General features: G+C 64.5%; 23 protein-coding genes and 1 pseudogene. 14 read left to right on the top strand and 10 right to left on the bottom strand.

Annotated features, from left to right (window positions below; all coding sequences use genetic code 11):
* Entirely contained in the window at positions 1-1,029 is a 1,029-nt protein-coding gene (chvE, locus tag BLEFHOIH_RS17860) for a multiple monosaccharide ABC transporter substrate-binding protein (protein WP_088347519.1), read from the bottom strand.
* A 290-nt stretch (positions 1,030-1,319) separates the two neighbouring features.
* Between chvE and BLEFHOIH_RS17865 the strand changes: the two genes are divergently transcribed.
* The 3 genes from BLEFHOIH_RS17865 to BLEFHOIH_RS17875 all read left to right on the top strand — a co-directional run bounded on the left by BLEFHOIH_RS17865 (position 1,320) and on the right by BLEFHOIH_RS17875 (position 3,911).
* Positions 1,320-2,216 carry a LysR family transcriptional regulator gene (locus tag BLEFHOIH_RS17865; protein ID WP_170937240.1) on the top strand — a complete coding sequence of 299 codons (897 nt, stop codon included), beginning with the start codon at positions 1,320-1,322 and terminating at the stop codon, positions 2,214-2,216.
* Between the two features lie 129 nt (positions 2,217-2,345).
* A complete protein-coding gene (locus BLEFHOIH_RS17870; protein ID WP_245297081.1) occupies positions 2,346-3,086 on the top strand; it encodes an ABC transporter substrate-binding protein in 741 nt (246 codons plus the stop codon).
* A gap of 60 nt (positions 3,087-3,146) precedes the next feature.
* Positions 3,147-3,911 carry a DUF2161 family putative PD-(D/E)XK-type phosphodiesterase gene (locus BLEFHOIH_RS17875; RefSeq protein WP_088347389.1) on the top strand — a complete coding sequence of 255 codons (765 nt, stop codon included), beginning with the start codon at positions 3,147-3,149 and terminating at the stop codon, positions 3,909-3,911.
* On the opposite strand, the gene BLEFHOIH_RS17880 is transcribed toward BLEFHOIH_RS17875, so the two are convergent.
* The 3 genes and pseudogenes from BLEFHOIH_RS17880 to BLEFHOIH_RS17890 form a co-directional block, all read right to left on the bottom strand.
* Positions 3,835-4,470 (bottom strand): hypothetical protein, encoded by a 636-nt coding sequence (locus BLEFHOIH_RS17880; protein WP_125461776.1) that lies wholly within the window; start codon positions 4,468-4,470, stop codon positions 3,835-3,837. The genes BLEFHOIH_RS17875 and BLEFHOIH_RS17880 overlap by 77 nt on opposite strands.
* A 103-nt stretch (positions 4,471-4,573) precedes the next feature.
* Positions 4,574-5,071: a cupin gene (locus BLEFHOIH_RS17885; protein WP_088347391.1), complete on the bottom strand. Its 498-nt coding sequence runs from the start codon at positions 5,069-5,071 to the stop codon at positions 4,574-4,576.
* Between the two features lie 93 nt (positions 5,072-5,164).
* Positions 5,165-5,827 (bottom strand): annotated as a pseudogene (locus BLEFHOIH_RS17890) (DNA polymerase ligase N-terminal domain-containing protein); the annotation flags it as partial.
* A gap of 372 nt (positions 5,828-6,199) precedes the next feature.
* Between BLEFHOIH_RS17890 and BLEFHOIH_RS17895 the strand changes: the two are divergent.
* From BLEFHOIH_RS17895 to BLEFHOIH_RS17905, 3 genes are read left to right on the top strand one after another with little or no spacing between them, the layout of a single operon-like run.
* Positions 6,200-7,492, top strand: a complete 1,293-nt coding sequence (locus BLEFHOIH_RS17895) for a class I SAM-dependent methyltransferase (RefSeq protein ID WP_088347521.1) — start codon at positions 6,200-6,202, stop codon at positions 7,490-7,492.
* On the top strand, positions 7,489-8,304 hold the full coding sequence (locus BLEFHOIH_RS17900; RefSeq protein WP_088347393.1) for a glucose-1-phosphate cytidylyltransferase: 816 nt from the start codon (positions 7,489-7,491) through the stop codon (positions 8,302-8,304). Before BLEFHOIH_RS17895 ends, BLEFHOIH_RS17900 begins: the two co-directional genes overlap by 4 nt.
* The gene (locus BLEFHOIH_RS17905; protein WP_088347394.1) at positions 8,301-8,951 is read left to right on the top strand and encodes a PIG-L deacetylase family protein; all 651 of its coding nucleotides are present in this window, start codon (positions 8,301-8,303) and stop codon (positions 8,949-8,951) included. Before BLEFHOIH_RS17900 ends, BLEFHOIH_RS17905 begins: the two co-directional genes overlap by 4 nt.
* A gap of 12 nt (positions 8,952-8,963) precedes the next feature.
* Here the strand turns inward: BLEFHOIH_RS17905 and BLEFHOIH_RS17910 are convergent, their stop codons facing one another.
* The 3 genes from BLEFHOIH_RS17910 to BLEFHOIH_RS17920 all read right to left on the bottom strand — a co-directional run bounded on the left by BLEFHOIH_RS17910 (position 8,964) and on the right by BLEFHOIH_RS17920 (position 12,752).
* Positions 8,964-10,772, bottom strand: a complete 1,809-nt coding sequence (locus BLEFHOIH_RS17910) for an ATP-binding cassette domain-containing protein (protein ID WP_088347395.1) — start codon at positions 10,770-10,772, stop codon at positions 8,964-8,966.
* A gap of 307 nt (positions 10,773-11,079) precedes the next feature.
* Entirely contained in the window at positions 11,080-12,069 is a 990-nt protein-coding gene (locus BLEFHOIH_RS17915; RefSeq protein WP_088347396.1) for a hypothetical protein, read from the bottom strand.
* 278 nt (positions 12,070-12,347) lie between these two features.
* Positions 12,348-12,752, bottom strand: coding sequence for a septal ring lytic transglycosylase RlpA family protein (locus tag BLEFHOIH_RS17920; protein WP_088347522.1), 405 nt, complete (start codon positions 12,750-12,752; stop codon positions 12,348-12,350).
* A gap of 286 nt (positions 12,753-13,038) precedes the next feature.
* Here BLEFHOIH_RS17920 and BLEFHOIH_RS17925 point away from each other — a divergent pair, with 286 nt between their 5' ends.
* Positions 13,039-13,455, top strand: a complete 417-nt coding sequence (locus BLEFHOIH_RS17925; protein ID WP_088347523.1) for a DUF4112 domain-containing protein — start codon at positions 13,039-13,041, stop codon at positions 13,453-13,455.
* 37 nt (positions 13,456-13,492) lie between these two features.
* On the opposite strand, the gene BLEFHOIH_RS17930 is transcribed toward BLEFHOIH_RS17925, so the two are convergent.
* Complete coding sequence (locus BLEFHOIH_RS17930; RefSeq protein ID WP_170937241.1) at positions 13,493-14,617, bottom strand: TAXI family TRAP transporter solute-binding subunit; 1,125 nt, start codon at positions 14,615-14,617, stop codon at positions 13,493-13,495.
* 247 nt (positions 14,618-14,864) lie between these two features.
* On the opposite strand from BLEFHOIH_RS17930, the gene BLEFHOIH_RS17935 reads away from it, so the two are divergent.
* Positions 14,865-15,980 (top strand): ABC transporter substrate-binding protein, encoded by a 1,116-nt coding sequence (locus tag BLEFHOIH_RS17935; protein ID WP_088347398.1) that lies wholly within the window; start codon positions 14,865-14,867, stop codon positions 15,978-15,980.
* Positions 15,981-16,216: 236 nt separating this feature from the next.
* Here BLEFHOIH_RS17935 and rlmJ read toward each other — a convergent pair whose 3' ends face one another.
* Positions 16,217-17,041: a 23S rRNA (adenine(2030)-N(6))-methyltransferase RlmJ gene (gene rlmJ, locus BLEFHOIH_RS17940; RefSeq protein ID WP_088347399.1), complete on the bottom strand. Its 825-nt coding sequence runs from the start codon at positions 17,039-17,041 to the stop codon at positions 16,217-16,219.
* 245 nt (positions 17,042-17,286) lie between these two features.
* Between rlmJ and dusA the strand changes: the two genes are divergently transcribed.
* Positions 17,287-18,285 (top strand): tRNA dihydrouridine(20/20a) synthase DusA, encoded by a 999-nt coding sequence (dusA, locus tag BLEFHOIH_RS17945; RefSeq protein WP_088347400.1) that lies wholly within the window; start codon positions 17,287-17,289, stop codon positions 18,283-18,285.
* A gap of 2 nt (positions 18,286-18,287) precedes the next feature.
* Here dusA and BLEFHOIH_RS17950 read toward each other — a convergent pair whose 3' ends face one another.
* Positions 18,288-19,397, bottom strand: a complete 1,110-nt coding sequence (locus BLEFHOIH_RS17950) for an aminotransferase class I/II-fold pyridoxal phosphate-dependent enzyme (RefSeq protein WP_245297089.1) — start codon at positions 19,395-19,397, stop codon at positions 18,288-18,290.
* Positions 19,398-19,743: 346 nt separating this feature from the next.
* On the opposite strand from BLEFHOIH_RS17950, the gene BLEFHOIH_RS17955 reads away from it, so the two are divergent.
* The 5 genes from BLEFHOIH_RS17955 to accC all read left to right on the top strand — a co-directional run bounded on the left by BLEFHOIH_RS17955 (position 19,744) and on the right by accC (position 24,316).
* Entirely contained in the window at positions 19,744-21,102 is a 1,359-nt protein-coding gene (locus BLEFHOIH_RS17955) for a M48 family metalloprotease (RefSeq protein WP_245297082.1), read from the top strand.
* Positions 21,103-21,131: 29 nt separating this feature from the next.
* Entirely contained in the window at positions 21,132-21,902 is a 771-nt protein-coding gene (locus BLEFHOIH_RS17960; protein WP_088347403.1) for a DsbA family protein, read from the top strand.
* A gap of 126 nt (positions 21,903-22,028) precedes the next feature.
* Positions 22,029-22,487 (top strand): type II 3-dehydroquinate dehydratase, encoded by a 459-nt coding sequence (gene aroQ / locus BLEFHOIH_RS17965; RefSeq protein ID WP_088347404.1) that lies wholly within the window; start codon positions 22,029-22,031, stop codon positions 22,485-22,487.
* A gap of 26 nt (positions 22,488-22,513) precedes the next feature.
* Positions 22,514-22,960 (top strand): acetyl-CoA carboxylase biotin carboxyl carrier protein, encoded by a 447-nt coding sequence (gene accB / locus BLEFHOIH_RS17970; protein ID WP_088347405.1) that lies wholly within the window; start codon positions 22,514-22,516, stop codon positions 22,958-22,960.
* A gap of 15 nt (positions 22,961-22,975) precedes the next feature.
* Positions 22,976-24,316 carry an acetyl-CoA carboxylase biotin carboxylase subunit gene (accC, locus tag BLEFHOIH_RS17975; RefSeq protein ID WP_088347406.1) on the top strand — a complete coding sequence of 447 codons (1,341 nt, stop codon included), beginning with the start codon at positions 22,976-22,978 and terminating at the stop codon, positions 24,314-24,316.
* Positions 24,317-24,331: the final 15 nt, after the last annotated feature.

A 24,331-nucleotide genomic window follows, 5' to 3' on the forward strand; every position in this document is an offset into this window, starting at 1 on the left:
CTATTTGATCTGTTCGGCCTTGTAATAGCCGCTGCCGATCAGGGTTGCTTCCCAGTTGCTCTTGTCGACGGCGACCGGCTTCAGCAGGTAGGACGGCACGACCTTGACGCCATTATTGTAGGTCTTGGTGTCGTTGATCTGCGGTTCCTTGCCGCTGGACACGGCATCGACCATGGCCACGGTGACCTTGGCGAGTTCGCGCGTGTCCTTGAAGATCGAGGCATATTGCTCGTTGTTGAGGATCGACTTGACGGATTGCACTTCGCAATCCTGGCCGGAGACGATCGGCATCTTCAATGTGCCGGAGCCGTAGCCGACGCCCTTCAGCGAGGACAGGATGCCGATAGAGAGGCCGTCATAGGGCGACAGCACGCCATGCACCTGCTTGTTGGTGTAGAAGGCGGAGAGCAGGTTATCCATGCGGGCCTGGGCGACCGCGCCGTCCCAGCGCAGCGTGCCGACCTTGTCCATGCCCTGCTGGCCGGACTGCACGGTGATCTTGCCGGCGTCGATCAGGGGCTGCAGCACCGACATGGCGCCGTTATAGAAGAAGAAGGCGTTGTTGTCGTCGGGCGAGCCGCCGAACAGCTCGACATTGTAGGGGCCGTCGCCGAAGCGCTCTTTCAGGCCCTTGAGCAGGGTCTGCGCCTGCAGCACGCCGACCTGGAAATTGTCGAAGGTGGCGTAATAATCGACATTCTTGCTGTCGCGGATCAGGCGGTCATAGGCGATAACCTTGATGCCGGCGGCGGCCGCGTTGGCGAGGGCGTTGGACAGCGTCGTGCCGTCGATGGCGGCGATCACGAGGACTTTCGAGCCCTTGGTGATCATGTTCTCGATCTGCGCGAGCTGGTTCGGGATGTCGTCTTCCGCATATTGAAGGTCGGTCTTATAGCCGGCCTCCTGGAAGTATTTGACCATATTATTGCCGTCGTCGATCCAGCGCGCCGAGGATTTCGTCGGCATGGAAATGCCAACGAGGCCCTTTTCGGCGGCATTGGCCGAGACGACGCCAAGCAGCGACACCATGGCCAGAGTGGCCAGTGCTTTGAAGATCTTCAATATTTCCTCCCATCGGCAACGCCGCAAAGGGGCGTCGCCCTTCTACGTAACTTGCCCGCTGCCGGTCATCTGCTCTTGCGCATGTTTTCTAACCGGAGCCGGGATGAGGATCGCGAAAGGCGATATGCATGTCAAATTCGTAATGGTAATTCTAATATGTCTAAAATGGTATGTCACTTTGGGGGCGTTGGGGAATGACATCGGAGCGGCGGCTGTTTCCGCCTTCGGGATCGCAGCTCACCCGTCGCGGTCTGAAGATGAGCCACCTGCGACTGTTCGACGGTCTGGCTCAGACCGGCCAGATCAGCGCCGCCGCCGCCATGCTGGCGATCTCCCAGCCCGCCGCCTCGCGCCTCGCCGCCGAAGCCGAGCGAATCACCGGCGCGCGGCTCTACGAACGCACCAGCCACGGCATCGTGCTGACCCCGGCCGGACGCGCCTTCGCCAACCGCGCCGGGCGGATGCTGCTTGAGGTCGCCGAGACCGAGCGCGAATTGTCGGAAATCCTGAAAGGCAATGCCGGCACGGTGAATATCGGTTCGGTAACGGGACCGGCGGTCGAGCATGTGCTGCCGGCCATCCGGCAGGCGCGTGTGCATCTGCCGCGCATCACCGTCAATGTCGAGGTCTCGACCAGCGACGTGCTCGGCGAAGCGCTGATCGAGGGCAAGCTGGATTTCATCCTCGCCCGGCTGCCGGCGCGGCGCGACCCGCGCCAGTTCGAGGCCCACTTCATCGGCCCCGAGCCGATCAGCCTGATCGTGCGCCAGGGCCATCCGCTGCTGCGCCGCCCGGAGCATACCATGCGGCGGCTGATGGAATTCGACTGGGTGCTGCCGCAGGAAGGCGCGCTGCTGCGCAGCACCATCGAGGCCGCGCTGCTGGCCCAGGGCATGTCGCTCCCGGTCAAGATGCTGAACACCTCGTCCTTCCTGCTGACCCTCGTCACGGTGAACCAGACCAACGCCATCGCGCCGGTCGCCACGTCGGTTGCGCGGTTCTTTGCCTCGCAGTCGGGCATGAACTCCGCCATCGGCGAGCTGGCGCTCGATATGCGGCTGGAAGTGCCGCCCTATGCGCTCATCACCATCACCGGCCGGGAGCTGACCCCGGCGGCCAAGGCGATGTACAGCCTCGTCGCGGGGAGCGTCTGAGCGGGGCGGGTGACCCCTCGCTAGATTTGCTATGATGCCCGGATAATCAAAAACGCGATATAGACTGGGATGGAAATGATGAGGATAGTTGTAGCCGTTGTTCTCCTCTGTTGTTTAGCGACGTCAGCCATGGCCGATGCCCCTTCTCCCGCCGTCGTCAAAGACCTTGCCCCGACCGGCCCGTTGCGGGTCGCCATCAATTACGGCAATCCCGTCCTGGCGCAGAAAGATCCGGCAAGCGGGGAGCCTCGCGGCGTCTCCGCCGAGCTTGCGCGCGAATTGGCCAAGCGCCTCGGCAGCCGGCTCGAATTCACCACCTTCGACTCGGCGGGCAAGGTTTTCGACGCGCTCGGCACCTGGGACGTGGCATTTCTCGCCATCGATCCCGTCCGCGCCGCCGGTATCAGCTTCACCCCGCCTTACGTCATCATCGAAGGCACCTACCTCGTGCCCGATGCCTCGGCCCTTAAGACCATCGAGGATGTCGACCGCGAAGGCGTGCGGGTCGCCGTCGGCAAGGGCAGCGCCTATGATCTCTACCTGACGCGCGAGCTGAAACGCGCCCAGATCGTCCGCGCGCCAAGCTCGGCGGCAGCGCTCGACCTGTTCGTGCAGGACAAGCTCGAAGTCGCCGCCGGGGTGAAGCAGCCGCTCGTCGGCTATGCGGCGAGCCGCCCGGGTCTGCGCGTCGTGCCGGGCCGGTTCATGGTCATCAACCAGGCCATCGGCATCCCGAAGGGCCGCGATCTCGGCGCGCCTTTCCTGCGCGATTTCGTCGAGGAGATGAAGGCGTCGGGCTTCGTCGCCAAGGCGCTCGCGGCGAGCGGACAGGCCGATGCCACCGTCGCGCCGCCCGCGGCGGCCCAGTAGCGCGCAGAAAGACGTTCCGTTTTTGCGCGAACTGCTTTTAGAGTCTCCGACCATCGCTGCATGGCGGAGACTTACACTCTGGAAACCTCGCTCTACCCGCCGGTCAAACGCTTCCTCGAATCGCTCGGCTTCGCCGTCAAAGGCGAAGTGCGCAATTGCGACCTCGTGGCGCTCGGCACTGACGGGACGCCCATCGTGGTCATCTGCGAGATGAAGCTGACCTTCAACCTGGAACTGGTGTTGCAGGCCGTCGACCGCGCCGCCGCCTGCGACGAGGTCTGGATCGCCGCGCAGATCTCACGGCGCGGCAAGGGGCGGGAGAGCGACGCACGCTTCCGCAATCTCTGCCGCCGCCTCGGGTTCGGGATGCTCGGAGTCTCGGCGGCGGGCACTGTCTCCGTCATCGTCAGCCCGGACGCGCCGATGCCGCGCAAGGACAAGCGGCGCCGGTCGCGGCTCATCGAGGAGCATCGCCGCCGCCAGGGCGATCCGGTGCCCGGCGGCAGCACCCGCGCGCCGATCATGACCGCCTACCGCCAGCAGGCGCTCGCCTGCGCCGCCGCGATGGCGGACGGCCCGAAGCGCCCGCGCGACCTGCGTCCCGCCGCGCCGGATGCCGGGAAAATCCTTTTGCACAATGTCTATGGCTGGTTCGCCCGCGCCGACCGGGGCGTTTACGAACTCACCGAGGCCGGCCGCGCCGCGCTCATCCGCTGGCCGCAAATCGCGCCGATGCGGGCGCCTGAAATCACGCCCGCCGCCGCGCCGCGAGCCGCGCCCAGAAGGCTTGCGCGGTCTGCTGAACCTGCTCCTTCCAGCGGATGATCTGGCGGTAGAAGGGCGAACTCGTCACCCAATATTTGCCGTAGGAATAATTCAGCCAGCCCCAGGCATGCAGCCGGCTGACGATCCAGATCTTGCGGCTCTGCGGGCGCACCGCCGTCCAGGTCCGGTCGATCAGCACCAGGCTGAGCAATTGTAGCAGCACCCAAAGCAGCAGACCGGATTTCGGGCGCTCGGCGATGAGGATGGTGGCGACGACCTTGGCCGGCTCCAGGATCGCCAGCGGCAGCGCGATGCTGACCGTCGCCCAGAAGGGCGGCAGCGTGGCGAGGAGGTCGAAAAACGGCTCGTAATAGCCGACGATGAAGCCGTGAAAGGCCGGCTTGATGTAGTTCTGCACCAGCCCGGAGCGGGCGATGACCTTGACCAGCCATTTAAACTGCGGATGCAGGATGACGATGAACAGCGACAGGATGACCTGCGCCGTCCGCTTCAGCAGCGTTCCGGCCAGGCGGAACGGCAAGGCCAGCCCCGCCCGAAGCAGGGAAAGCGCCCGCGCGGCGGGGCCGTTGTCTCGCTTTCGCTCGGGATTCGTTATCATTCCGGGTTAGCGCCTCGTGCCAGATCGCGCGCCACCCTGTCAGCTTTGGCGCGGCTCCGCAATCGGCGGCGATGAACGCGGGAAATATGGTGCGGAACGCGTCTTAGACGCGCTGCCAGAGCCCGGCCATCGGGCCATCCTTGCCGCCGACCGGATCGCTATCAGGAAAGCCGAGCTGGGCCATGCGCGTCTTCATGGCGGGAGTCGGCGCGCTGCGGCAGATGTCCCATTGCTGGTCGGCCGGATAGGCGCCGATGACCAGGAAATCTTCCGTCGCGCCCAGCCGGCAATGGCCGGTGCCGACCGGCAGCACGGCGACATCGCCCGCCGCCACCTCGACCTCGTTGCCGCCCGGACCGCCCAGCATCAGCCGCGCCGCGCCTTCATAGACGCCCAGCACCTCATGCGCCGTCGAGTGGTAATGATGATAGGCATAGATGCCGTCGCGCCATTGCGGCGGCCAGCCATTGCGCTCGAACGCCGCCTCCATCACTTCGGCGCCGTCGCCGCTTTTGAATGCGCCGCGATAGAGCAGCACCGGCAGCAGCGCATTGTTCGGAACCCAGCCCTGTTCGGCCAGCAGCAGCGTTTCGACCTGCATCCAGGCCCTCCTTTCGATCGATCATTCGGCCAACTGGGCCTTGGTTTTGCGCGGGGACGGCTTGCGTTTCGCGGGTTTTTCGGGCGCGCCGGCGGTGTCCCACACCGCATCCGGCTCGGCCGGAGCGGTCCCCGCCAGCATGAAGGGTTTCGGCCCGCGCCCCTTGCCTTCCGCGATCGCCGCCATGGTCCGCCCCGACGCGACGGAGCGGTCCTCGGCGAGGATCGCGTCGCCATCGCCGTCCTTGGCATATTCGTCGCGATGCTTGATGAGCAGCCAGTTGGTCCGCTTGCCGCCGCCATAGCGGTCGTTCTTCAGGCGCACCAGCACCCAGCTTCCATGCAGCCGCTCGCCGTCGAGCTTGAACTTGAAATCGCCATCGGCGAGCCCCTGTTCCGGCGTCTTGGGGCCGTCCGGCTCCCAGGTGCCGCGATCCCAGAGCTGCACCGTACCGCCGCCATATTCGCCTTTCGGTATGGTGCCCTCGAAGTCGCCGTAACCGAGCGGATGGTCCTCGACCTCGACAGCGAGCCGCTTGTCACGCGGATCGAGCGAGGGGCCGCGCGTCACCGCCCAGCTTTTGAACACGCCGTCCAGCTCGAGCCGCAAATCATAGTGCAGCCGGCTCGCGGCGTGCTTTTGAACGACGAAGCGCCGCTTATCAGAGCGCGCAACCTTGGCCTTGCCGCTCGGCTCCCCTGTTTTAGTGAAATCCCGCTTTTCGCGGTATTTCGAAAGCTTTCCCTTTTCCGGCATGGGCTTCACCAGAGCTTGAATGGCATCGGTTCAGTTGAATCGTTAGGGAGATAATGCCGTCAGGGCGCAATTGGTTCGGCGAAAGATTTGAAGCCTGGCACCGCGAAAGGCGTATTCATCAGACGATCGGCGTGGGAGCTACTCTTTGCGAGTAGGCCGCGTTCACCACAGATTGAAAAGTCCGCCGCTCCGGTCTAAACAGCTCGCTTTCCGTCTTGTCATAACTGGCGGCGCAGGGTTTTATTAGGCACGCAGTCTATCGCGTGCCTCCCCGCGGCGAAAAAAGAACGAAACTTTTAAGGGTTCAGGCGAAGGTCACATCCGACTTCATTGTTTTCTTCAACTTCATTAAGCGGGGCACAGTTGGCGAACATGAATTTGCAATTCCGGCCGTCCTTTCCAGATGCATCGTCCGAACAGACCGCGTCCTGCCGTCTTTGCGGCGCGGGGCTGAAGCACAGCTTCGTCGATCTCGGCATGTCGCCGCTCTGCGAGAGCTTCCTGAAAGCCGACCAGCTCGACGCGATGGAGCCGTTCTTTCCGCTGCATGTGCTGGTCTGCGACCAGTGTTTCCTGGTGCAGCTCAAGGAATATGTCAGCCCGGAGCATATTTTCCGCGAATATGCTTATTTCTCGTCCTATTCGACGAGCTGGGTCGCCCACGCCAAATCCTATGTCGAGATGATCGCCAAGCGGCTGAACCTCGGCGCGGACAGCCTCGCGGTCGAGCTGGCCAGCAATGACGGCTATCTGCTGCAGCATTTCCTCCCCCTCGGCGTGCCGGTGCTCGGCATCGAGCCTGCAGTCAACGTCGCGCAGGTCGCCATCGACAAGGGCATTCCCAGCATCACCGAATTCTTCGGCGTGGCGCTGGCAAAACGCCTGGCGGCGGAGGGCAGGCAGGCCGATCTGATCGCCGGCAACAACGTTCTCGCCCAGGTGCCGGATCTCAACGATTTCGTCGCCGGCATGGCGATCCTGTTGAAGCCCGAAGGCGTCATCACGCTGGAATTCCCGCATCTGGAACGGCTGATCGCGGAGAACCAGTTCGACACCATTTACCATGAGCACTTCTCCTATTTCTCCTTCGTCACCATCGAGGCGATGGCCGCGCGGCACGGGCTGAAGCTGATCGACGTGGAGGAATTGAAGACGCATGGCGGCTCGCTGCGCGTCTATCTCGCCCATAAGGCATCGGCGCGCCAGCCGTCCGAGGCGGTCGCCGCCCTGCTTGCCCGCGAGGAGCGGCTCGGCTTCCGCCATATCGCCACCTACAGCTTCTTCGCCGAGCAGGTGAAGGCGACCAAGCGCAAGCTGCTCGCCGCGCTGATCGCCATCAAGGATGACGGCAAGACGATTGCCGGCTACGGCGCGCCGGGCAAGGGCAACACGCTCCTGAACTATTGCGGCATCGGCCCGGACTTCCTCGACTTCACAGTCGACCGCAACCCCTATAAGCACGGCCGCTACACGCCGGGCATGCACATCCCGATCCTCCCACCCGAGGCGATCGACGCCGCCAAGCCCGACTACATCTTCATCCTGCCCTGGAACCTGAAGCAGGAAATCGTCCAGCAGATGCGCCATGCGGGAGAATGGGGCGCGAAATTCATCATCCCGATCCCCGAAGTCACGATCATCGACCCGAAGGATTTGCAGCCATGAAAGTCGTTCTGTTCTGCGGCGGACTCGGCACGCGCATCCGCGAATATTCCGAGAGCATCCCCAAGCCGATGATCCCGGTCGGCCATCAGCCGATCATGTGGCATATCATGCAGTATTACAGCCAGTACGGCCACCGCGACTTCGTGCTGTGCCTTGGCTATAAAGCCAACATCATCAAGGACTTCTTCCTGAATTACCGGCCGCAATCCTTCGCCGATTGCGTCGTCTCCAACCACGGCGCGACCGTCGAATTCCTGAGCGCCTTGCCGGAAGACTGGCGCATTTCGCTGATCGACACCGGCATCTGGCGCAATATCGGCGAACGGCTGTGGACGGTCCGCGATTATGTGCGCGGCGAAGAGATGTTCCTGGCCAATTACAGCGACGGGCTGTGCGACGTCAATCTGGACGGCATGATCGAGAAATTCCGCAAGAGCGGCAAGCTCGCCTGTTTCCTGGCCATCCGCCCTCCCCTCACCTATCACCTCGTCGACATGGACAAGGACGGTTCGGTGCGCGAATTCCGCTCCTCCAGCCATTCCGACATCTGGATCAATGGCGGCTATTTCATCCTGAAGCCGGGCGTCTTCGATTATATGCGGCCGGGCGAGGAACTGGTGCTGGAGCCGTTCAAGCGGCTGATCGAGGCCGACCAGCTCATGGCCTATAAGCATGAAGGCTTCTGGCGCTCGATGGACACGCTGCGCGATAGGCAGATGCTGGAAGACCTCGTCGAAAAAGGCGAGATGCCCTGGGTGGTCAAGCCGGAGCAGCTTCCGATCCCGGCGCAGCTCCTGGCCGCGGGCGAATGAGAGCGCTGGAAATTGCGCGCCCCGGCGAGCCGCTGACGGTTCTGTGCCTGGGCGCTCATTCCGACGACATCGAGATCGGCGCGGGCGGCACGCTGCTCACCTGGATCGCGGGCGGCGCGCGGCTCGACGTGCATTGGTGCGTGCTGAGCGCGACCGGCCCTCGCGCCGACGAGGCCGGCGCTTCGGCAGAGGCGTTTCTTGCCGGCGCGGCGTCCAAGACCATCGAGCTCGCCGCCTTTCAGGACGGCTATTTCCCCTACCGGCCCGAGCTGAAGGACTGGTTCGAGGGACTGAAGCAGCGGGTGCGGCCCGATGTCATCCTCACCCACCGCCGCGATGACGGGCACCAGGACCACCGCGAGATCTGCCGCCTGACCTCGAACAGCTTTCGCGATCACCTGATCCTCGAATATGAAGTGCCGAAATGGGACGGCGATCTCGGCCAGCCGAACATGTATGTGCCCCTCAGCGCAGAGATCATGGCGCGCAAATGCGATCTGCTCGACGCCCATTTCGGCTCGCAGCGCTCCAAGGACTGGTTCGACGCCGAGACGTTTCGCGGCCTTGCCCGGTTGCGCGGCATGGAGTGCCGGGCGCCCGAGCGCTTCGCCGAAGGCTTCTTCGTCCGCAAGGCGCTGCTCGGCTGAGCGAGAGGCGGCTCAGCCGCCCTCGATCTCCTCGCGCAAGATCTCCAGCTCGAGCCATTGCGCTTCGGCGGCCGCCAATTCGCCTTGCGCCTCGCCGAGGGCGGCGGAGAATTCCTTGAACGCCTTCTGGTCGCGCGCATAAAGGCCCGGATCGGCGAGCCGCCCCTGCAGGTCGGCAATCAGCTCTTCCAGCTTGGCGATCCTGCCCGGCAGGGATTTCAGCGCGTGCTGCTGGTTGAAGCTCAGCCGCTTGCGGTCCGGCTTCGACGCCGCCGGGGCCGGCTCCTTCGCGGCCCGCGCGCCCTTCGCCTTCTCCACCGTCCGCCCGGCGATGTCGGTGCCGCGCTGGGCCAGCATGTCGGCATAGCCGCCGGCATATTCGACCCACCTGCCCTCCCCTTCCGGCACGATCACGGCATTCACCACCCGGTCGAGGAAGTCGCGGTCATGGCTGATCAGGACGACGGTGCCGGCATAGTCGCCCAGCATCTCCTCGAGCACGTCGAGCGTTTCCAGGTCGAGATCGTTGGTCGGCTCGTCGAGCACCAGCATGTTCGACGGCTTCGCCAGCGCCCGCGCCAGCATCAGCCGCGCCCGCTCGCCGCCTGAGAGCACGCGCAGAGGCGTCCGCGTCTGCTCGGGCGAAAACAGGAAATCCTTCATATAGCTGACGACATGGCGCGACTGGCCGCCGATGATAACGTGGTCGCCGCGCCCGCCGGTCATCGCCTCGCTCAAGGTCCAGTCCGGATCGAGGCTTTCGCGGTGCTGGTCGAGCGTCGCCATCTCCAGATTGACGCCGAGCCGCACGGTGCCCTCATCGGGCGCCAACGCGCCGGTCAGCAGGTTGACCAAAGTGGTCTTGCCGCTGCCGTTCGGGCCGACGATGCCGATACGGTCGCCGCGCATGACGCGGGTGGAGACATTTGCCACGATGGGGCGGTCGCCAAAACTCTTGCTGATGCCCTTGGCCTCGATCACCAGCTTGCTGGACTGGTCGGCCTGGGCGGCGGAGATCGTCGCCTTGCCCTGCGAGCCGCGATAGGCCCGCCGCTCCTGCCGCATGGTCTGCAACGCGCCGAGCCGCTTGACGTTGCGCTTGCGCCGGGCGGTCACGCCGTAGCGGAGCCAGTCCTTCTCCGCCTCGATCTTGCGGTCGATCTTATGCTGGTCGCGCTCTTCCTGCGCCAGTTGCTCGTCGCGCCAAGCCTCGAAGGCGCCGAAGCCGAAATCGACCCGCCGCGTCCTGCCCCGATCGAGCCAGACCGTGCTGCGGGAGAGCGTTTCGAGAAAGCGCCGGTCGTGGCTGATGATAACGAGCGCGCCGCGCTGCGAGGCGAGCCGCGCTTCCAGCCATTCGATGGTCGGCAGGTCGAGATGGTTGGTCGGCTCGTCGAGCAGCAGGATCGAGGGCTCGGGCGCCAGCACATAGGCGAGCGCGGCGCGGCGCAATTCGCCGCCCGACAGGTGCGAGGGGTCCTCGCCGCCGGTCAGGCCGAGCTGTTCGAGCAGATATTGCGCCTGATAGGGATCGTCGGCCGGCGACAGGCCCGAGGTGACATAGGCCAGCGTCGTCGGGAAGGCGGACAGGTCCGGCTCTTGCGGCAGATAGCGGATGCTGGCGCCCGGCTGCATGAAGACGCTGCCGCGATCTGGCTCGATCAAGCCGCCGGCGATCTTCAGCAGCGTCGACTTGCCGGAGCCGTTGCGGCCCACAAGGCAGACGCGCTCGCCCGCCGACACGGAGAGTTCGGCCCCTTCGAGCAAAGGGGTTCCGCCAAAGGTCAGGGCGACATCGCTGAGTTGAAGAAGCGGCGGCATGGGTGTCCGGTGATGAGAGAAGCTGGCTCTTCTATAAAGCGAAGAGAGCGCGCTGTCTTGCGTGGCGGCGGATGTGAAGGAGCGAAGCGACCGGTCAGCCACTCACGGCTGGCTCACGATCCCCTCACCCCAGCCCTCTCCCAAGGGAGAGGGCGTTCGGCCTTGGCGCAAGACGAAGTAGAGCGTGAATTCGCCTTCCGCGGGAACCCCGCCATCTCCGCCTACGCAGCCTGATTCCCCCTCCCTGGGGAGAGGGTTATGGTGAGGGGTTGGAGTGTGAGAGGTGAGGCAGAGCCTTAGGCGCGGGCTACCAGACGTGATTGTCGGTGGAGACGAAGCCGGTCACCTGATTGCCCTGCAGGTTGAAGCGGATGTCGTCGAAACATTCCGACTTCGCCTTGGCGATGCCGTTGCCCGCCGCGACGGCCGTGGCGCCGTTCTCGGCGGCCGGGTTCTTGATCAGATCCTGCCAGCAGAAGCCGCAGCCCTGGTCCATGATGACGATCATGATGCCGTCGGCGCGGCGGTTGATGATGACCTCGCCCCAGCGCGTGGAATAAGGCGGCGTGTTCAGGCGCTTGGCCAGTTCCGCGCGGTAGACGCCGCGGGCGATCCAGTTCGCCTTGCGCTCCTGGCCGATCTCCAGATTGCCGTGCTCGATGGCGTTCAGCATCAGCTCGGCGATGCCGGCGGCGGCGCGGGTCGGCTTGGGGAAGATCCGGGCGATCAGCGGCACCAGCTTCTCGACGTCGTCGGGCGTGCGGAAGCGGAATTTGCAGCTCTCCAGCAGCATCACCGCGTCTTCGAGACTGAGATTGGACATCTCCGGCCGCTGGCGGCGCTTCTTGACGACTTCGCCAAGCATGGCCTTCAGGTCGGCGAGCTGGCAGGGCGTCGGCAGATGATCGGCAAGGCCGGCTTCGGAGGCGAGTTGCATATCCTCGGCGCGGGTCGCGGCGGCAAGGGTCAGCACCGGCAGGCCGGCAAGCGCGGACGCATGGGCGAGCGCTTCGGCGAAGGGGCCGTCCTTGGCGCCTTCGCAGCGCCAGTCGAGAATCACCGCCTCGGCCGATCCGGCCAGCAGGTTGATCTCGTTCATGGCGTCCGGTCCCTGCTGCACATGCAGAATCAAAAATCCGAGCCGGCGCAATTGTTCGTCCAGCTTGCCCTGGGGCGCGCCGGTTTTGTTGATCAGGATCAGCCGGGAGGCACCTAGATGGTCCTCGACCGGCGGGCGCTCATGACCGTTCACGTCAGAGGCCGTGCTTTCACTCGTTTCGGAGTCGAATTGGATCATGGCTGTCGTCATGCCCTTCTGGCATCTTCGCTTGCTCGCGCGGAACAACCCGACACACCATGCCGCCGAGCGAGCGCAGGCTTCATCTTCTTGGGCTGCTTCGTTGAGAAATCCAAAGAGTAACGCCGCGTGTCATTTGGAGCCGTGTCGGCTCCGATTCTGTTCCGATGAAACACCTGATGCGATGCGCGGTTCGCGCGGACGGGCGTCACAATGTTGGCGCTGGTGAGTATATATTGTGGCGAAAATGCGGTTTCAAGCATGGGCTGTGTCGTTGCTTAATCGGCCAGGGTGATGCGGACTCGGGCGACACCGGTCTTTGTCATTTCAAGGGCTTTGGCCGCTTCACGCGAGATGTCGATGATGCGTCCGCCCCGGAATGGCCCCCGGTCGGTGATCACCACCACCACCTCTTTGCCCGTTTTCAAATGTGTCACGCGGACGCGGGTGCCGAATGGCAGCTTGCGATGAGCGGCGGTCAGAGCGCGCGGATCGACCTTGGCGCCGGAGGAGGTTTTCCCGCGCGGCGTGTAGAAGGATGCCAGGCCCGTCTGCGCGAATGCCGGCGCGGCGGGCGCGGGCAGTGAACCGGTCTTCTCCTCGGCCCGTACCGGCGCGCCGAGAGCGGCCCCGCCGAAACAGATGGCGGCGATCAAACCGGCGGCGGATCTCGACAGTCCCAAGATCGACAAGCTTCCCCCAATCGCGGCCCCCGCCGCAAACGTCCCGACCGGACGGTCTTGCACCGTTACCGATCCCAGTCAAATCCCCTGACGACCCAACCCATTCAGGCTGCGTTCATTATTGATGAATTCGCGTTCGCGCAATAGAGCCTTGGGCACTATTTTTTAAGGCATTTTCGTGGCTTTGCGCCTGGCCTTGCTGTGCAACGGAACAGCAGCCTCCGCGGTGAGTTCTATGCTTGCCTAAGTTACATACAACGTTAACCAAGCGGTGCGGCAAAACGACATGAGCGCTTCCACCCGGACGGACAGGATCGCCCCGGAGATCCTGACGAGGACCGACGACGCCGACCTCGCCTTTTTGGCGCGGCTGATGGATGACCGATTCGGCATCCCCGGCACAAATATCCGTTTCGGCCTCGACGCCCTGCTCGGCCTCGTCCCCGGCATCGGCGACGCGGTCGGCGGCATCGTGTCGAGCTATATCATCTGGCGGGCGCGGCGCATGGGCGTGTCGAACTTCGTGCTGGCCCGCATGGCCGGCAACATGATTCTCGACAGCGCCCTCGGCCTGATCCCGGTCTTCGGCGACGTTTTCGACGTCGGCTTCCGCTCCAACCGGCGCAATCTGGCGCTGCTGCGCCAGTATCAGGCCCGGCAGGTCGAGCCGCCGCGCCCGAACAGCTTTGCCCGCAGCGCCTAGAGCCGCCGCACGGTCGCCCGTCTCTAAAGAGCGCCGCCTACCGGTCGGAACGCCGCCATTCCAAAAACTCCTCGAACAGCTTCTGCTGGTCGGGCGTCTCCACATTGGCGGTCTCCGAAGTCCAGCGGTTCAGAAACTGATTGAAGGCGTAGAGCATTTCCTCCGACGCGACGGGCTTGGGCTCCGGCCGCCATTCGGCCGCGGCGGGGAAGCGCGGCCAGCCCGGCAGGGTCGCCGCGGCCTGCACCGAGCGCCAGCCGCGATGGCGCGGCGCGCTCTGCAATTGCGGCAGGCTGGCGAAGAAGCGCTTGGTGAACGCCTCCACCCGGCCATAGCGCGGATTGGATTTCGGCCAATTATAGGTGACCAGCGCCAGCGTCACGGCGACGGTCTCGACGTTCTCGCCCTTGCCGATGAAAGCGGGGAAATCCTCGTGGCCGAGCTCCGCCGGCAGATAGTCGCTCTGCAAGGCGCCCTCGAACGGGATCGCCAGCAGATGCAGGTCGACATTGAACATCAGCCGCTGATAGATGCCGGGCGCATTCAGGCAGAAGCAGACGATGGCATCGACATCCCCGCGCAGCAGCGCCTCGGCTGCATCCGCCGGCGGCAGCGCGACCGGCAGCACGCCGATCCCCAGCGCGCCGAAGATCGCGGCGGCATGACCGGCGGTGCCGCTCTCCCTCTGCCCGACGGCGACGCGCCTGCCGGCCAGATCGCGGATGCTCTTTACCCCGGTATTGGCGAGGATCTGCAGCTTGTCGGGAAACAGCGTCACCAAATGCGCCAGTTCCAGCGCCAGATTCTGGCTGAGATCCTTCGACCGCCGCATCCGCTCGAGCGTGGTCAGGTCAGTGATGGCGACATCCATGTTCCGCAGGAGGATGACATCGCGCACATTGCCCTCGGCGCCGTCGCCCGCAACCGGCACGACGCGGAAGCCGCTCCGCTCGTCGCGCATGGCGACGGAGAGATCGTCGGCAACCTTCATCATGGTGGTGTCGGGGTGGTCGGCGACGATCAGCACCGCAGCGTCATTGGTCGCGCCGCGCTGCTCGGTGCGCTCGGGCGCGTATGTCTCGGCGAAGGCGATGCTGGAATGCACAAAGCATAAGCAAATCAACCCGCCGAGCAAGACGAGTTGAACCGCAGGGAGTTTCATCTGCGCGCGGTTGTAGCAGTACAACCTAAATATCCGACCCATCGATAAAGACCTGAAAACATGCCCAAACCCCAGTCTTCACCAGCATAGTGCCGTGAGTTAGGCCGGTTTGCAACATGCGACGACTATCCTATTTGCTAGGCCGTTTCGCCAGCATGGGCGCTTTACCCGCGCTTCGCCGGGCTGCTAGAAATAAGATGACATAACCGGGCTAAGCGGCGTCTAGCGCAATGTCGAGGGGGCGGGCATGGATCGTCGAACGTTCATCCGGGCATCCGGTCTGGCGGCCATCGCGGCAGGCGAGACCCTGGCGGGACCGGCCCGCGCGCAGGGCGTGGGCGCGCCGGCATTGGGCGGCGGCATCAAGGAGGTGCGGCTGGTCAGCGCCTGGCCGCGCGGCCTGCCGGGGCTGAGCGAGGGTGCCGAGCGCCTCGCCCGGCGCATCACCGCGATCTCGGGCGGCCGTTTGCGGGTCAAGGCGTTTCCGGCGGGCGAGCCGGTGCCAGCCTCGGGCTGCTTCGACAGCGTCGCCTCGGGCAATGCCGAGATGTATCACGCCGCCGAATCCATGTGGGACAAGCGGCACAAGGCTTTCCCGTTCTTCGCCAGCGTGCCGCTCGGCATGACCGCGCATGAGCTTTCGGCCTGGGTGCATTTCGGCGGCGGACAGGCCTTGTGGGACGAGCTGTCCGCCCGCTTCGGCATCAAGGCGATGCTGGCGGGCAATAGCGGCGTGCAGATGGGCGGCTGGTATAAGGAGCCGATCCAGACGCTGGCCCAGATCAAAGCGCTGAAAATGCGCATCCCCGGCCTCGGCGGCGAGGTCATCGAGCGGCTGGGCGGCGAGGCGAGCAATCTGGACGGCCCGGAGATCCTGCCGGCGATCAAGTCCGGCCGGCTGAACGCGGCCGAATGGATCGGCCCGTGGAACGACCGCGAGCTCGGCCTGCAGACATTGTTGCGCCATTACATGTTCCCCGGCTTCCACGAGCCGGGCACCGGCATTTCGCTCGGCGTCAACAAGGCGTTCTGGGACGATCTGAGCGCCGAGGAGCAGGAGATCGTCAAATCCGCCGCCGCCGCCGAGAACGATGTCATGACGGCGCAATTCAACGCCCGCAATGCCGAGGCGCTGGCGGCCCTGACCGGGACGGACGGCGTCACGCTGAGCATTTTCCCGAAGGAGGTGTGGAGCCAGATCGCGCGGGTGGCGCAGGAGGTGGTGCTGGAGATCGGCCGCGCCGACCCGCTCGCCGACCGCATCTTGCGGAGCTGGGCCGGCTTCCAGAAGCGGGTTTCCGAATGGCAGCAGATCTCCGACGTCAGCTACACGGCCTACCGTGCGCTGGCGCTGAAATATTGAGGCGCGGGCCGCGCTTAAAGCGTGATCGCTCTGAAAGGACGCGGACAGGATCGCAGCCCTTCCACGATCCGCAGCCGGACTCCCTCTCCCTTGGGAGAGGGCGGGGGTGAGGGGTTCGTGAGCGAGCCGTGAGGCACCAACCCCTCACCCGGCACGCTTCGCGTGCCACCCTCTCCCCTTGGAGAGGGTTGGGCTGCGGCAAGGGCCAGCATGGTGCTTCCAATCAAAATCCAGCGCTAAACCGGCGGAACCTCCCAGCCGGAGGCTGTGGCGTGCAGCGACATCGCCTGCCTCAGATAGGGCAGCAGCACCTCGACCCGCTCCGGCACCCCGAACGGCGCGTTGAACACGATCAGGCCGCTGCCATTGAAGCTCTCGGCGCGCTCGCGCGGGTGCATCAGCAGCTCGACACACCACGTCCGGGGCAGTGCCAGCGCCCGCGCCGCCGCCTTCAGCTCCGCGACCGGCAGATGCGCCTTGATCGGAAACCACAACAGGAAAACCCCCGTCGCCCAGCGCTTCTTCCATTCTCTCATCTGGCGGATCAGCGTCTCGAACTCGCTCTTCAGCTCGAAGGGCGGGTCGACCAGCACGAGGCCGCGCCGCTCCTGCGGCGGAAGGTGCGCGCGGGCGGATTCATAGGCGTCCATTTGCAGCACCCGCGTGCCGGGATAGGGCGCCAGCACGCTTTGCAGCGCCTCGAAGGTCTCGCCGTGCAATTCGCTGGCGATCAGCCGGTCCTGCGCGCGCAACCGCCGCGCGATGATGAGCGGCGAACCCGGATAGGTCCCCGCATCCAGATCCGGGCGGATCAGATCGAGATAGAGCCGCAGATCCTCGGGCGCATCGGCGCTATCCTTCAGCAGCCCGATGCCCTTCTGCCATTCGCCCGTTTTCTGGGCTTCGGATGAGGCAAGGTCATAGAGCCCCGCGCCGCCATGGGTGTCGAGGAAGCAAAGCGGCCCGTCCTTGCGCTGCAGATAGTCCACGCACAAGGTCAGCACGAGATGCTTCAGCACATCGGCGAAATTCCCGGCATGGTAGAGGTGGCGATAGTTCATCGAAGCCGCAAATGGTTGGGGCGCGGGTAATGCAGCGGGACTTAGCGGGCGCGCCCGACTGCCTAAATTGATCGAGAACGGCGCCGAGACAAGAGCCAAAATTCAGCCTCGCGCCGGGCAGGCGCTGGATGAATATCCGCGCGGGCGGCTTGCCAAGCGCGCGCATATCCTCGATATGCAGGGTCAACGAAGACGCGCACCGAACGGCAGGGGCTCCGCAGCCGCAGCCGAAAGTTTGAAAGCCCATGGAACCTCGCAGCCACAGATTTTCTGTCGCGCCGATGATGGAATGGACGGACCGGCATTGCCGCTTCTTCCACCGCCAGCTCACGCGCCATGCGCTGCTTTATACCGAGATGGTGACGGCGCCCGCGATCATCTTTGGCAAGCGCGACAAACTCCTCGGCTTCGACGCGGCCGAGCATCCCGTCGCGCTGCAGATCGGCGGCAGCGAGCCGAAGCAACTGGCCGAGGCGGCGCGGATCGGGGCGGATTACGGCTATGGCGAGATCAATCTGAATGTCGGTTGCCCCTCGGACCGGGTGCAGGCTGGGCGGTTCGGCGCCTGCCTGATGGCCGAGCCGGAACTGGTCGCCGAATGCGTGGCGGCGATGCGCGGCGCGGTCAGCGTGCCGGTGACGGTAAAATGCCGGATCGGCATCGACGACCAGGACAGCGAGGCCGATTTCGCCAAATTCATCGAGACCGTCGCGGGAGCGGGCTGCGGGACCTTCGTCGTGCATGCCCGCAAGGCCTGGCTCGACGGCTTGAGCCCGAAGCAGAACCGCGATGTGCCGCCGCTCGATTATAACCGCGTCTACCGGCTGAAGGCGGCGCGGCCCGACCTCACCATCATCATCAATGGCGGCATCAAGACGCTCGCCGAGGCCGAGACGCATCTGGCCCATGTCGATGGCGTGATGCTGGGACGGGCGGCCTATCAAACACCGGCGCTGCTGCTGTCGGTCGATGAGCGCATTTTCGGCGAGGCGGCGGGCGATGCCGATCCGGCCGCCGCGATCCTGCGCATGATCCCCTATATCGAGCGCGAGTTGGTGCGCGGCGAGCGGCTGTCCTCGATCACCCGGCACATGCTCGGGCTGGTGCCGGGGGTGCCCGGCGCGCGTGCCTACCGCCGGCATTTGACGGAAGGCGCGATCAAGCGCGGCGCGGGGGTGGAAGTGGTTCTCGAGGCGCTGCGCTTTCTCGAGCAGGCGCCGGCGCTACAGCAAGCGGCGGAGTGATCTCATTTCCGCCAAGCCTGCAGGCGCCTTGCAGCCTCAGCCATCGCCTCGGTCGTCCCCGCATAGGAGAAGCGGATGAAGCGGTGCCCGCGCGGCGGGTCGAAATCGATGCCGGGCGTCACCGCGACGCCGGCCTCCTCCAGCATCCGCGTCGCAAAACCAGCGGCATCGCCGGTCAGGTCGGAGACATCGGCGTAGATATAAAACGCCCCATCCGGCGGCGACAGCTTGGCAAAACCGGCGCGCGGCAATTCATTTATCAAAAGCGCCCGGTTGGCGGCATAGACGGCCTTGTTCGCCTCCAGCTCCTCGACCGCATCGAAGGCGGCGAGCGCGGCGACCTGTGAGATCGCGGCGGGCGAGATGTAGAAATTCTGCGCGAGCCGCTCGACGCTGCGTACCAGCCCCGGCGGCACCACCATCCAGCCGACGCGCCAGCCGGTCATCGAGTAATATTTCGAAAAGCTGTTGATGACGATCGCCTCGTCATCATAGGCGAGCGCGGTCTGGGCCGGCCGGTCGAAGGCGAGGCCGTGATAGATCTCATCCGATATCAGCGTCAGACCTCGGGCCCGGCAATGCGCGCAGATGGCCGCCAGCGCGTCGTCGCCCATCACGGTTCCGGTCGGATTGGCCGGGCTGGCAAAGAGGAGGCCGGCGGGACGCTCGCCCGCGGCGGCATGCGCCTCCATCAGCGCCGGTGAGGGCATCCAGCGCTGATCCGGCCCGACCGGCAGGCCAAGCGGCGTCATGCCGAGCGCCTGCACGATATTGCGGTAGCAGGGATAGCCCGGCTCGGGCAGCAGGATCCCGTCGCCCTCGTCGAACAGCGCCAGGAAGGCCAGCACGAACCCGGCCGACGAGCCCGCCGTCACCACGATCCGCTCCGGGCCGACGCTCACTCCGTAGGCGTCGCGGTAATGCCGCGCGATGCGCTCCCGAAGCGCGGGCATTCCGAGCGCATCGGTATAGCCGAGCACATCGCGGTCGATGGCTGTCTTCACCGCCTCGCGGGCGGCGCGCGGCGCGGGCGTTCCGGGCTGGCCGACTTCCATATGGACGATGTCATGGCCGGCGACTTCGCGCTCATAGGAGGCGCGCATGACGTCCATCACCACGAAGGGCGAAATCGCGCCACGGCGCGACGGGTCGAGCCTCGAGCGGGCCGGCGCCGGGGCGGTCTTGCTGTCCTGCTTCACTCCAGCTTCCGTCAAGGTGGGAATTGTCATGGTTATGCCCAACTAAGGCCGTTAAATGCGAATCGCGAGCCGGGCCAATCACAAGGCCGTTGCGGGTTCGCTCCCATGTTGACCGATGGACGCGGCCACTTTAGGCTCCGCCGCACGTTTGACAAGCGATTTGGGCATCAACAGCGCTCCTGACATGATAGCGAGGCCGCAATTGACCGATCCGCGCTCCGCCGTTGCTTGGCGCATTCTGTTTCGCGCCGGGCGTACCATGACCTCCATCGCTCTGGTCGCGGTCTTGCTCGCCGCACAGACGGCAGGGAGTTTTGCGGCAGGGCTGATCCGCGACGCCGAGATCGAAGAGCTGATGAACGATTACGCCACCCCGATTTTCCGGGCGGCGAATCTGTCGACCCAGAATGTCAACATCCACATCGTCAACGACAAGTCGTTCAACGCCTTCGTCATCGACGGCCAAAACATGTTCATCCACACCGGCGCCATCACCCGGTCGGAGACGCCGAACCAGCTCATAGGGGTCATCGCGCACGAGGCAGGCCATATTGCCGGCGGACATCTGGCGCGGCTCAAGGTGCAGATCTCGCGCATGCAGTCGGCGGCGCTGATCATGAATCTCATCGGCATCGGCGCCATGATCGGCGGCGCGGTGTCGGGCGGTGGCAATGATGTCGGCGAAGCGGGCGCCGCCGTGCTCTATGGCGGCTCGGCGCTGATCCAGCGCTCGATCCTCTCCTACCGGCGCGTCGAGGAATCCTCCGCCGACCAGGCGGCCGTCTCCTTCCTCAACCGCACCAAGCAATCGACGCGCGGCATGCTGGAGACCTTCCGCCAATTCGCCGACCAGTCGCTCGGCTCGGCGGTGGCCATCGATCCCTATATCCAAAGCCATCCGATGCCGCAGGATCGTATCGCGCAATTGCGCGATCTGGCCGAGCGCAGCCCCTATTTCAACCAGAAGGACTCGCCGGCCTTGCAGTTCCGCCACGACATGGTGCGGGCAAAGCTGGAGGCCTTCACCAACAAGAACAACGCCGCCTATGTGTTCCGGCAATATCCGGAGAAGGACCAGACCTTGCCGGCGCGCTATGCCCGGGCGATCTGCCGTTATTTCTCCTCCGGCGCCCAGCGCGCGGTCGCCGATCTGGACAGCCTGATCGCCGAACAGCCGAACAACCCGTATTTCTACGAGCTGAAGGGCCAGTTCCTGCTCGAAAGCGGCAAGGTGCGCGATTCGATCCCGCCTCTGCGCAAGGCCGTAAGCCTGTCGCAATCGGGCCTGATGAAGGTTATGCTGGGACAAGCGCTGGTTGCGACCGAGGATCCGGGCATGCTCAAGGAAGCGATCGCCCATTTGCAGCAGGCGCTGGTTAAGGAAAATCAATCGGTGGTGGGGTATAGACAGCTTGCGATTGCCTATGGCCGTCTCAACCGCGTCGCCGAAGCGCAGCTTGCCTCCGCCCAATCATTTTTCTTTGAAGGCAACGCCGATTTTGCAAAGGTTCACGCAGAACGTGCTATCAGAGCATTTCCGGAAGGTTCGCCAAATTGGGTGAAGGCCAACGACATCATCTCGGACGTCGATACCTACAGGCAATTGGCAAAGAACTAAGCAAGAATGCAAGCATTGGAGCGACCCGTATGATGTTTCAGCGCAAATTTTATGGCGCGATCTTTGGCGCAGCGACGCTTGTCGCCGCAGCCTCGGCTTTTGTCATCCCTTCCAGCGCGCAGGATGCGGCCGCATTCGACGCCAAGCAGAAGGACGCGATCCGCGCGATCGTGAAGGAATACCTGCTCGAGCAGCCCGAAATCCTGCGCGAGGCGATCACCGAGCTGAACAAGCGCCAGGAAGTCGCCGCGACCGAGGAGCGCAAGAAGGCGCTGGCGACGCTGTATAAGCAGGACAGCCCTTTCTCCACCGGCAGCGGCAAGATCACGCTGGTCGAGTTCTTCGATTATAATTGCGGCTATTGCCGCAAGGCCTTCGACAATCTGGTCGGCGTCGCCAATCAGGAAAAGGACGTCCGCGTCGTTTTCGTCGAATTCCCGATCCTCAGCGAAGGCTCGCGCGTTGCCAGCCAGGCGGCGATCGCCTCGACCAAGCAGGGCAAATATTTCCCCTTCCACCAGGGCCTGATGAAATATAAGGGCGAAGTCAAAGAGGACGTCGTCTTCAAGGTCGCCGCCGAAGTCGGCCTCGATGTCGAGAAGCTGAAGGCCGACATGAAGCTGCCCGAGGTCGATGCGCTGATCGAGAAGAACCTGGAACTGGGCACCGCGATGGGCGTGCAGGGCACGCCGGCGATCTTCGTCGGCGACGAGGCGATCCCGGGCGCACCGGAAAATCTCAACGCCATTCTGAAGACCGCCGTCGCCGGCATCCGCGAAAAAGGCTGCAGCGTCTGCTGATTGCGCGCACCGCGCTTTTCGGCAATAGTCAGACAGGCGTCAGAGGGACTGCCAAAGAAAGGCCGCGATGAGCGCGGCCTTATTTGCTTTCCCGAGGGCTGGCGCATCCTCACATCATCACCGGCCATGAAACCGATCTACGTCCTCAACGGTCCCAATCTGAATTTGCTCGGCACCCGCCAGCCCGAGCTGTACGGCTCGGACACGCTGCCCGGCATCGAGGCGCGGCTCAACACGCGCGCCGCCTCGCACGGGCTCGCCATCAGCTTCCGGCAGACCAATCACGAGGGCGTACTGATCGACTGGATCCACGAGGCGCGCGAGAAGGGCTCCGCCATCATCATCAACGCCGCCGGGCTCAGCCATACTTCGGTGCCGGTGTTGGACGCGCTGCTCGCCTGCGGCCTGCCGGTGATCGAAGTGCATTTGACGAATATCTATCGGCGCGACGCCTTCCGGCACCATTCCTATGTGTCGGCGGCCGCAACAGGAATTATCTGCGGATTAGGGGCGCAGGGCTATGAGCTGGCGCTTGACGCGCTGGCCGGGCGCCTTCAATCAGATGTGGAAAAGCTGGACGTTTGAAGGGGACTGTGTCAGTGACAGCCGACATGCGCGAGAAGAAGAACGAATTGGTTGACGAGGCTCTGATCCGGAGCCTTGCGGAGCTGCTCAACGATACGGGCCTTAGCGAAATCGAGATCGAGCAGAAGGGCTTGCGCGTCCGCATCGCCCGCAATCTGACGGTCGCCGCCGCAGTCGGCGCGCCGCTGGCCGCCGCGCCCGCCGCCATCGCCCTCGCCCCCGTCAGCGCCGACAATCATCCCGGCACGCTGAAATCCCCCATGGTCGGCACCTGCTACCGTTCGCCCGAGCCCGGCGCTCCGGCCTTCGTCGAAGTCGGCACCGCCGTCAAGGCCGGGCAAACCGTGCTCATCATCGAAGCGATGAAAACCATGAACCACATCCCCGCGCCCAAGGCCGGCGTGGTGAAGTCGGTCCTGGTCGAGAACGGCCAGCCGGTCGAGTTCGGCGAGCCCTTGTTGATTATCGAATAGGCATCATGGCGGCATATGTTCGATAAAGTCCTCATCGCCAATCGCGGCGAAATCGCGCTTCGGGTGCAGCGGGCCTGCAAGGAGCTCGGCATCCAGACGGTCGCCGTCCACTCCACCGCCGACGCCAATGCCATGCATGTGCGGCTCGCGGATGAAAGCGTCTGCATCGGGCCGCCCGCGGCCTCCGAAAGCTATCTGAACATCCCGGCGCTCTTGGCGGCCTGCGAGATCACCGGCGCCGACGCCGTGCATCCGGGCTACGGCTTCCTGTCCGAGAACGCGCGCTTCGCCGAAATCCTCGAAGAGCACGACATCACCTTCATCGGCCCCACCTCCGAGCACATCCGGATGATGGGCGACAAGATCAAGGCCAAGGAAACCGCGCAGAGGCTCGGCATTCCCGTGGTGCCCGGTTCGGCCGGCGCCATCACCTCCGATGCCGAGGCCAAGGCCATCGCGCGCGAGATCGGCTATCCGGTGCTGGTGAAGGCGGCGGCCGGCGGCGGCGGGCGCGGCATGAAGGTGGCGCTCGACGAAGAGCAACTGCCGATCGCGCTGGCGACGGCGAGGGCCGAGTCGAAGGCGGCCTTCGGCGACGATTCGCTTTACATGGAGAAATATCTCCAGAAGCCGCGCCATATCGAGATCCAGGTGCTCGGCGACGGGCGCGGCAACGCCATTCACCTCGGCGAGCGCGACTGCTCCTTGCAGCGGCGCCACCAGAAGATCTGGGAGGAAGCGCCCTCCCCTGCCCTCAATACCAGCCAGCGCCAGGAAATCGGCGGCACGGTCGCCAAGGCCATCGCCGAGATGGGCTATCGCGGCGTCGGCACGGTCGAATTCCTCTATGAAGAGGGCAAGTTCTACTTCATCGAGATGAACACGCGTTTGCAGGTCGAGCATCCCGTCACCGAGATGATCACCGGCATCGACCTCGTCATCGAGCAATTGCTGGTCGCCTCGGGCTCGCCCTTGTCGCTGAAGCAGGAAGAGCTGCGCTTCGACGGCCATGCCATCGAATGCCGCATCAACGCCGAGAACGCGGCGACCTTCGTGCCCTCGCCGGGCCGCATCACCTATTTCCACCCGCCCGGCGGCCTCGGCGTGCGCGTCGATTCGGCGGTCTATGCGGGCTACACCATCCCGCCCTTCTATGACAGCCTGATCGGCAAGCTGATCGTGCACGGCAAGACGCGCAACGAATGTCTGATGCGCCTGCGCCGGGCTTTGGGCGAATTCGTCATCGACGGAATCGAGACGACGATCCCCTTGTTCAACCGGCTGATCGTCGAGCCTGAGATCGTTGACGGAATTTACGACATTCACTGGCTCGAAAAATATCTCGGGAAGCATTAGATTAGGGGGTGGGCC

The organism is Rhodomicrobium sp. R_RK_3 (assembly GCF_002198715.1).
Lineage (GTDB): Bacteria > Pseudomonadota > Alphaproteobacteria > Rhizobiales > Rhodomicrobiaceae > R-RK-3.

Coding starts and splice junctions, on each gene's coding strand:
- chvE (WP_088347519.1), bottom strand. CDS start 1,029: ATGGTGTCGCTGCTTGGCGTCGTCTCGGCCAATGCCGCCGAAAAGGGC.
- BLEFHOIH_RS17865 (WP_170937240.1), top strand. CDS start 1,320: ATGAGCCACCTGCGACTGTTCGACGGTCTGGCTCAGACCGGCCAGATC.
- BLEFHOIH_RS17870 (WP_245297081.1), top strand. CDS start 2,346: ATGGCCGATGCCCCTTCTCCCGCCGTCGTCAAAGACCTTGCCCCGACC.
- BLEFHOIH_RS17875 (WP_088347389.1), top strand. CDS start 3,147: ATGGCGGAGACTTACACTCTGGAAACCTCGCTCTACCCGCCGGTCAAA.
- BLEFHOIH_RS17880 (WP_125461776.1), bottom strand. CDS start 4,470: ATGATAACGAATCCCGAGCGAAAGCGAGACAACGGCCCCGCCGCGCGG.
- BLEFHOIH_RS17885 (WP_088347391.1), bottom strand. CDS start 5,071: ATGCAGGTCGAAACGCTGCTGCTGGCCGAACAGGGCTGGGTTCCGAAC.
- BLEFHOIH_RS17895 (WP_088347521.1), top strand. CDS start 6,200: ATGAATTTGCAATTCCGGCCGTCCTTTCCAGATGCATCGTCCGAACAG.
- BLEFHOIH_RS17900 (WP_088347393.1), top strand. CDS start 7,489: ATGAAAGTCGTTCTGTTCTGCGGCGGACTCGGCACGCGCATCCGCGAA.
- BLEFHOIH_RS17905 (WP_088347394.1), top strand. CDS start 8,301: ATGAGAGCGCTGGAAATTGCGCGCCCCGGCGAGCCGCTGACGGTTCTG.
- BLEFHOIH_RS17910 (WP_088347395.1), bottom strand. CDS start 10,772: ATGCCGCCGCTTCTTCAACTCAGCGATGTCGCCCTGACCTTTGGCGGA.
- BLEFHOIH_RS17915 (WP_088347396.1), bottom strand. CDS start 12,069: ATGATCCAATTCGACTCCGAAACGAGTGAAAGCACGGCCTCTGACGTG.
- BLEFHOIH_RS17925 (WP_088347523.1), top strand. CDS start 13,039: ATGAGCGCTTCCACCCGGACGGACAGGATCGCCCCGGAGATCCTGACG.
- BLEFHOIH_RS17930 (WP_170937241.1), bottom strand. CDS start 14,617: ATGAAACTCCCTGCGGTTCAACTCGTCTTGCTCGGCGGGTTGATTTGC.
- BLEFHOIH_RS17935 (WP_088347398.1), top strand. CDS start 14,865: ATGGATCGTCGAACGTTCATCCGGGCATCCGGTCTGGCGGCCATCGCG.
- rlmJ (WP_088347399.1), bottom strand. CDS start 17,041: ATGAACTATCGCCACCTCTACCATGCCGGGAATTTCGCCGATGTGCTG.
- dusA (WP_088347400.1), top strand. CDS start 17,287: ATGGAACCTCGCAGCCACAGATTTTCTGTCGCGCCGATGATGGAATGG.
- BLEFHOIH_RS17950 (WP_245297089.1), bottom strand. CDS start 19,397: ATGGACGTCATGCGCGCCTCCTATGAGCGCGAAGTCGCCGGCCATGAC.
- BLEFHOIH_RS17955 (WP_245297082.1), top strand. CDS start 19,744: ATGACCTCCATCGCTCTGGTCGCGGTCTTGCTCGCCGCACAGACGGCA.
- BLEFHOIH_RS17960 (WP_088347403.1), top strand. CDS start 21,132: ATGATGTTTCAGCGCAAATTTTATGGCGCGATCTTTGGCGCAGCGACG.
- aroQ (WP_088347404.1), top strand. CDS start 22,029: ATGAAACCGATCTACGTCCTCAACGGTCCCAATCTGAATTTGCTCGGC.
- accB (WP_088347405.1), top strand. CDS start 22,514: ATGCGCGAGAAGAAGAACGAATTGGTTGACGAGGCTCTGATCCGGAGC.
- accC (WP_088347406.1), top strand. CDS start 22,976: ATGTTCGATAAAGTCCTCATCGCCAATCGCGGCGAAATCGCGCTTCGG.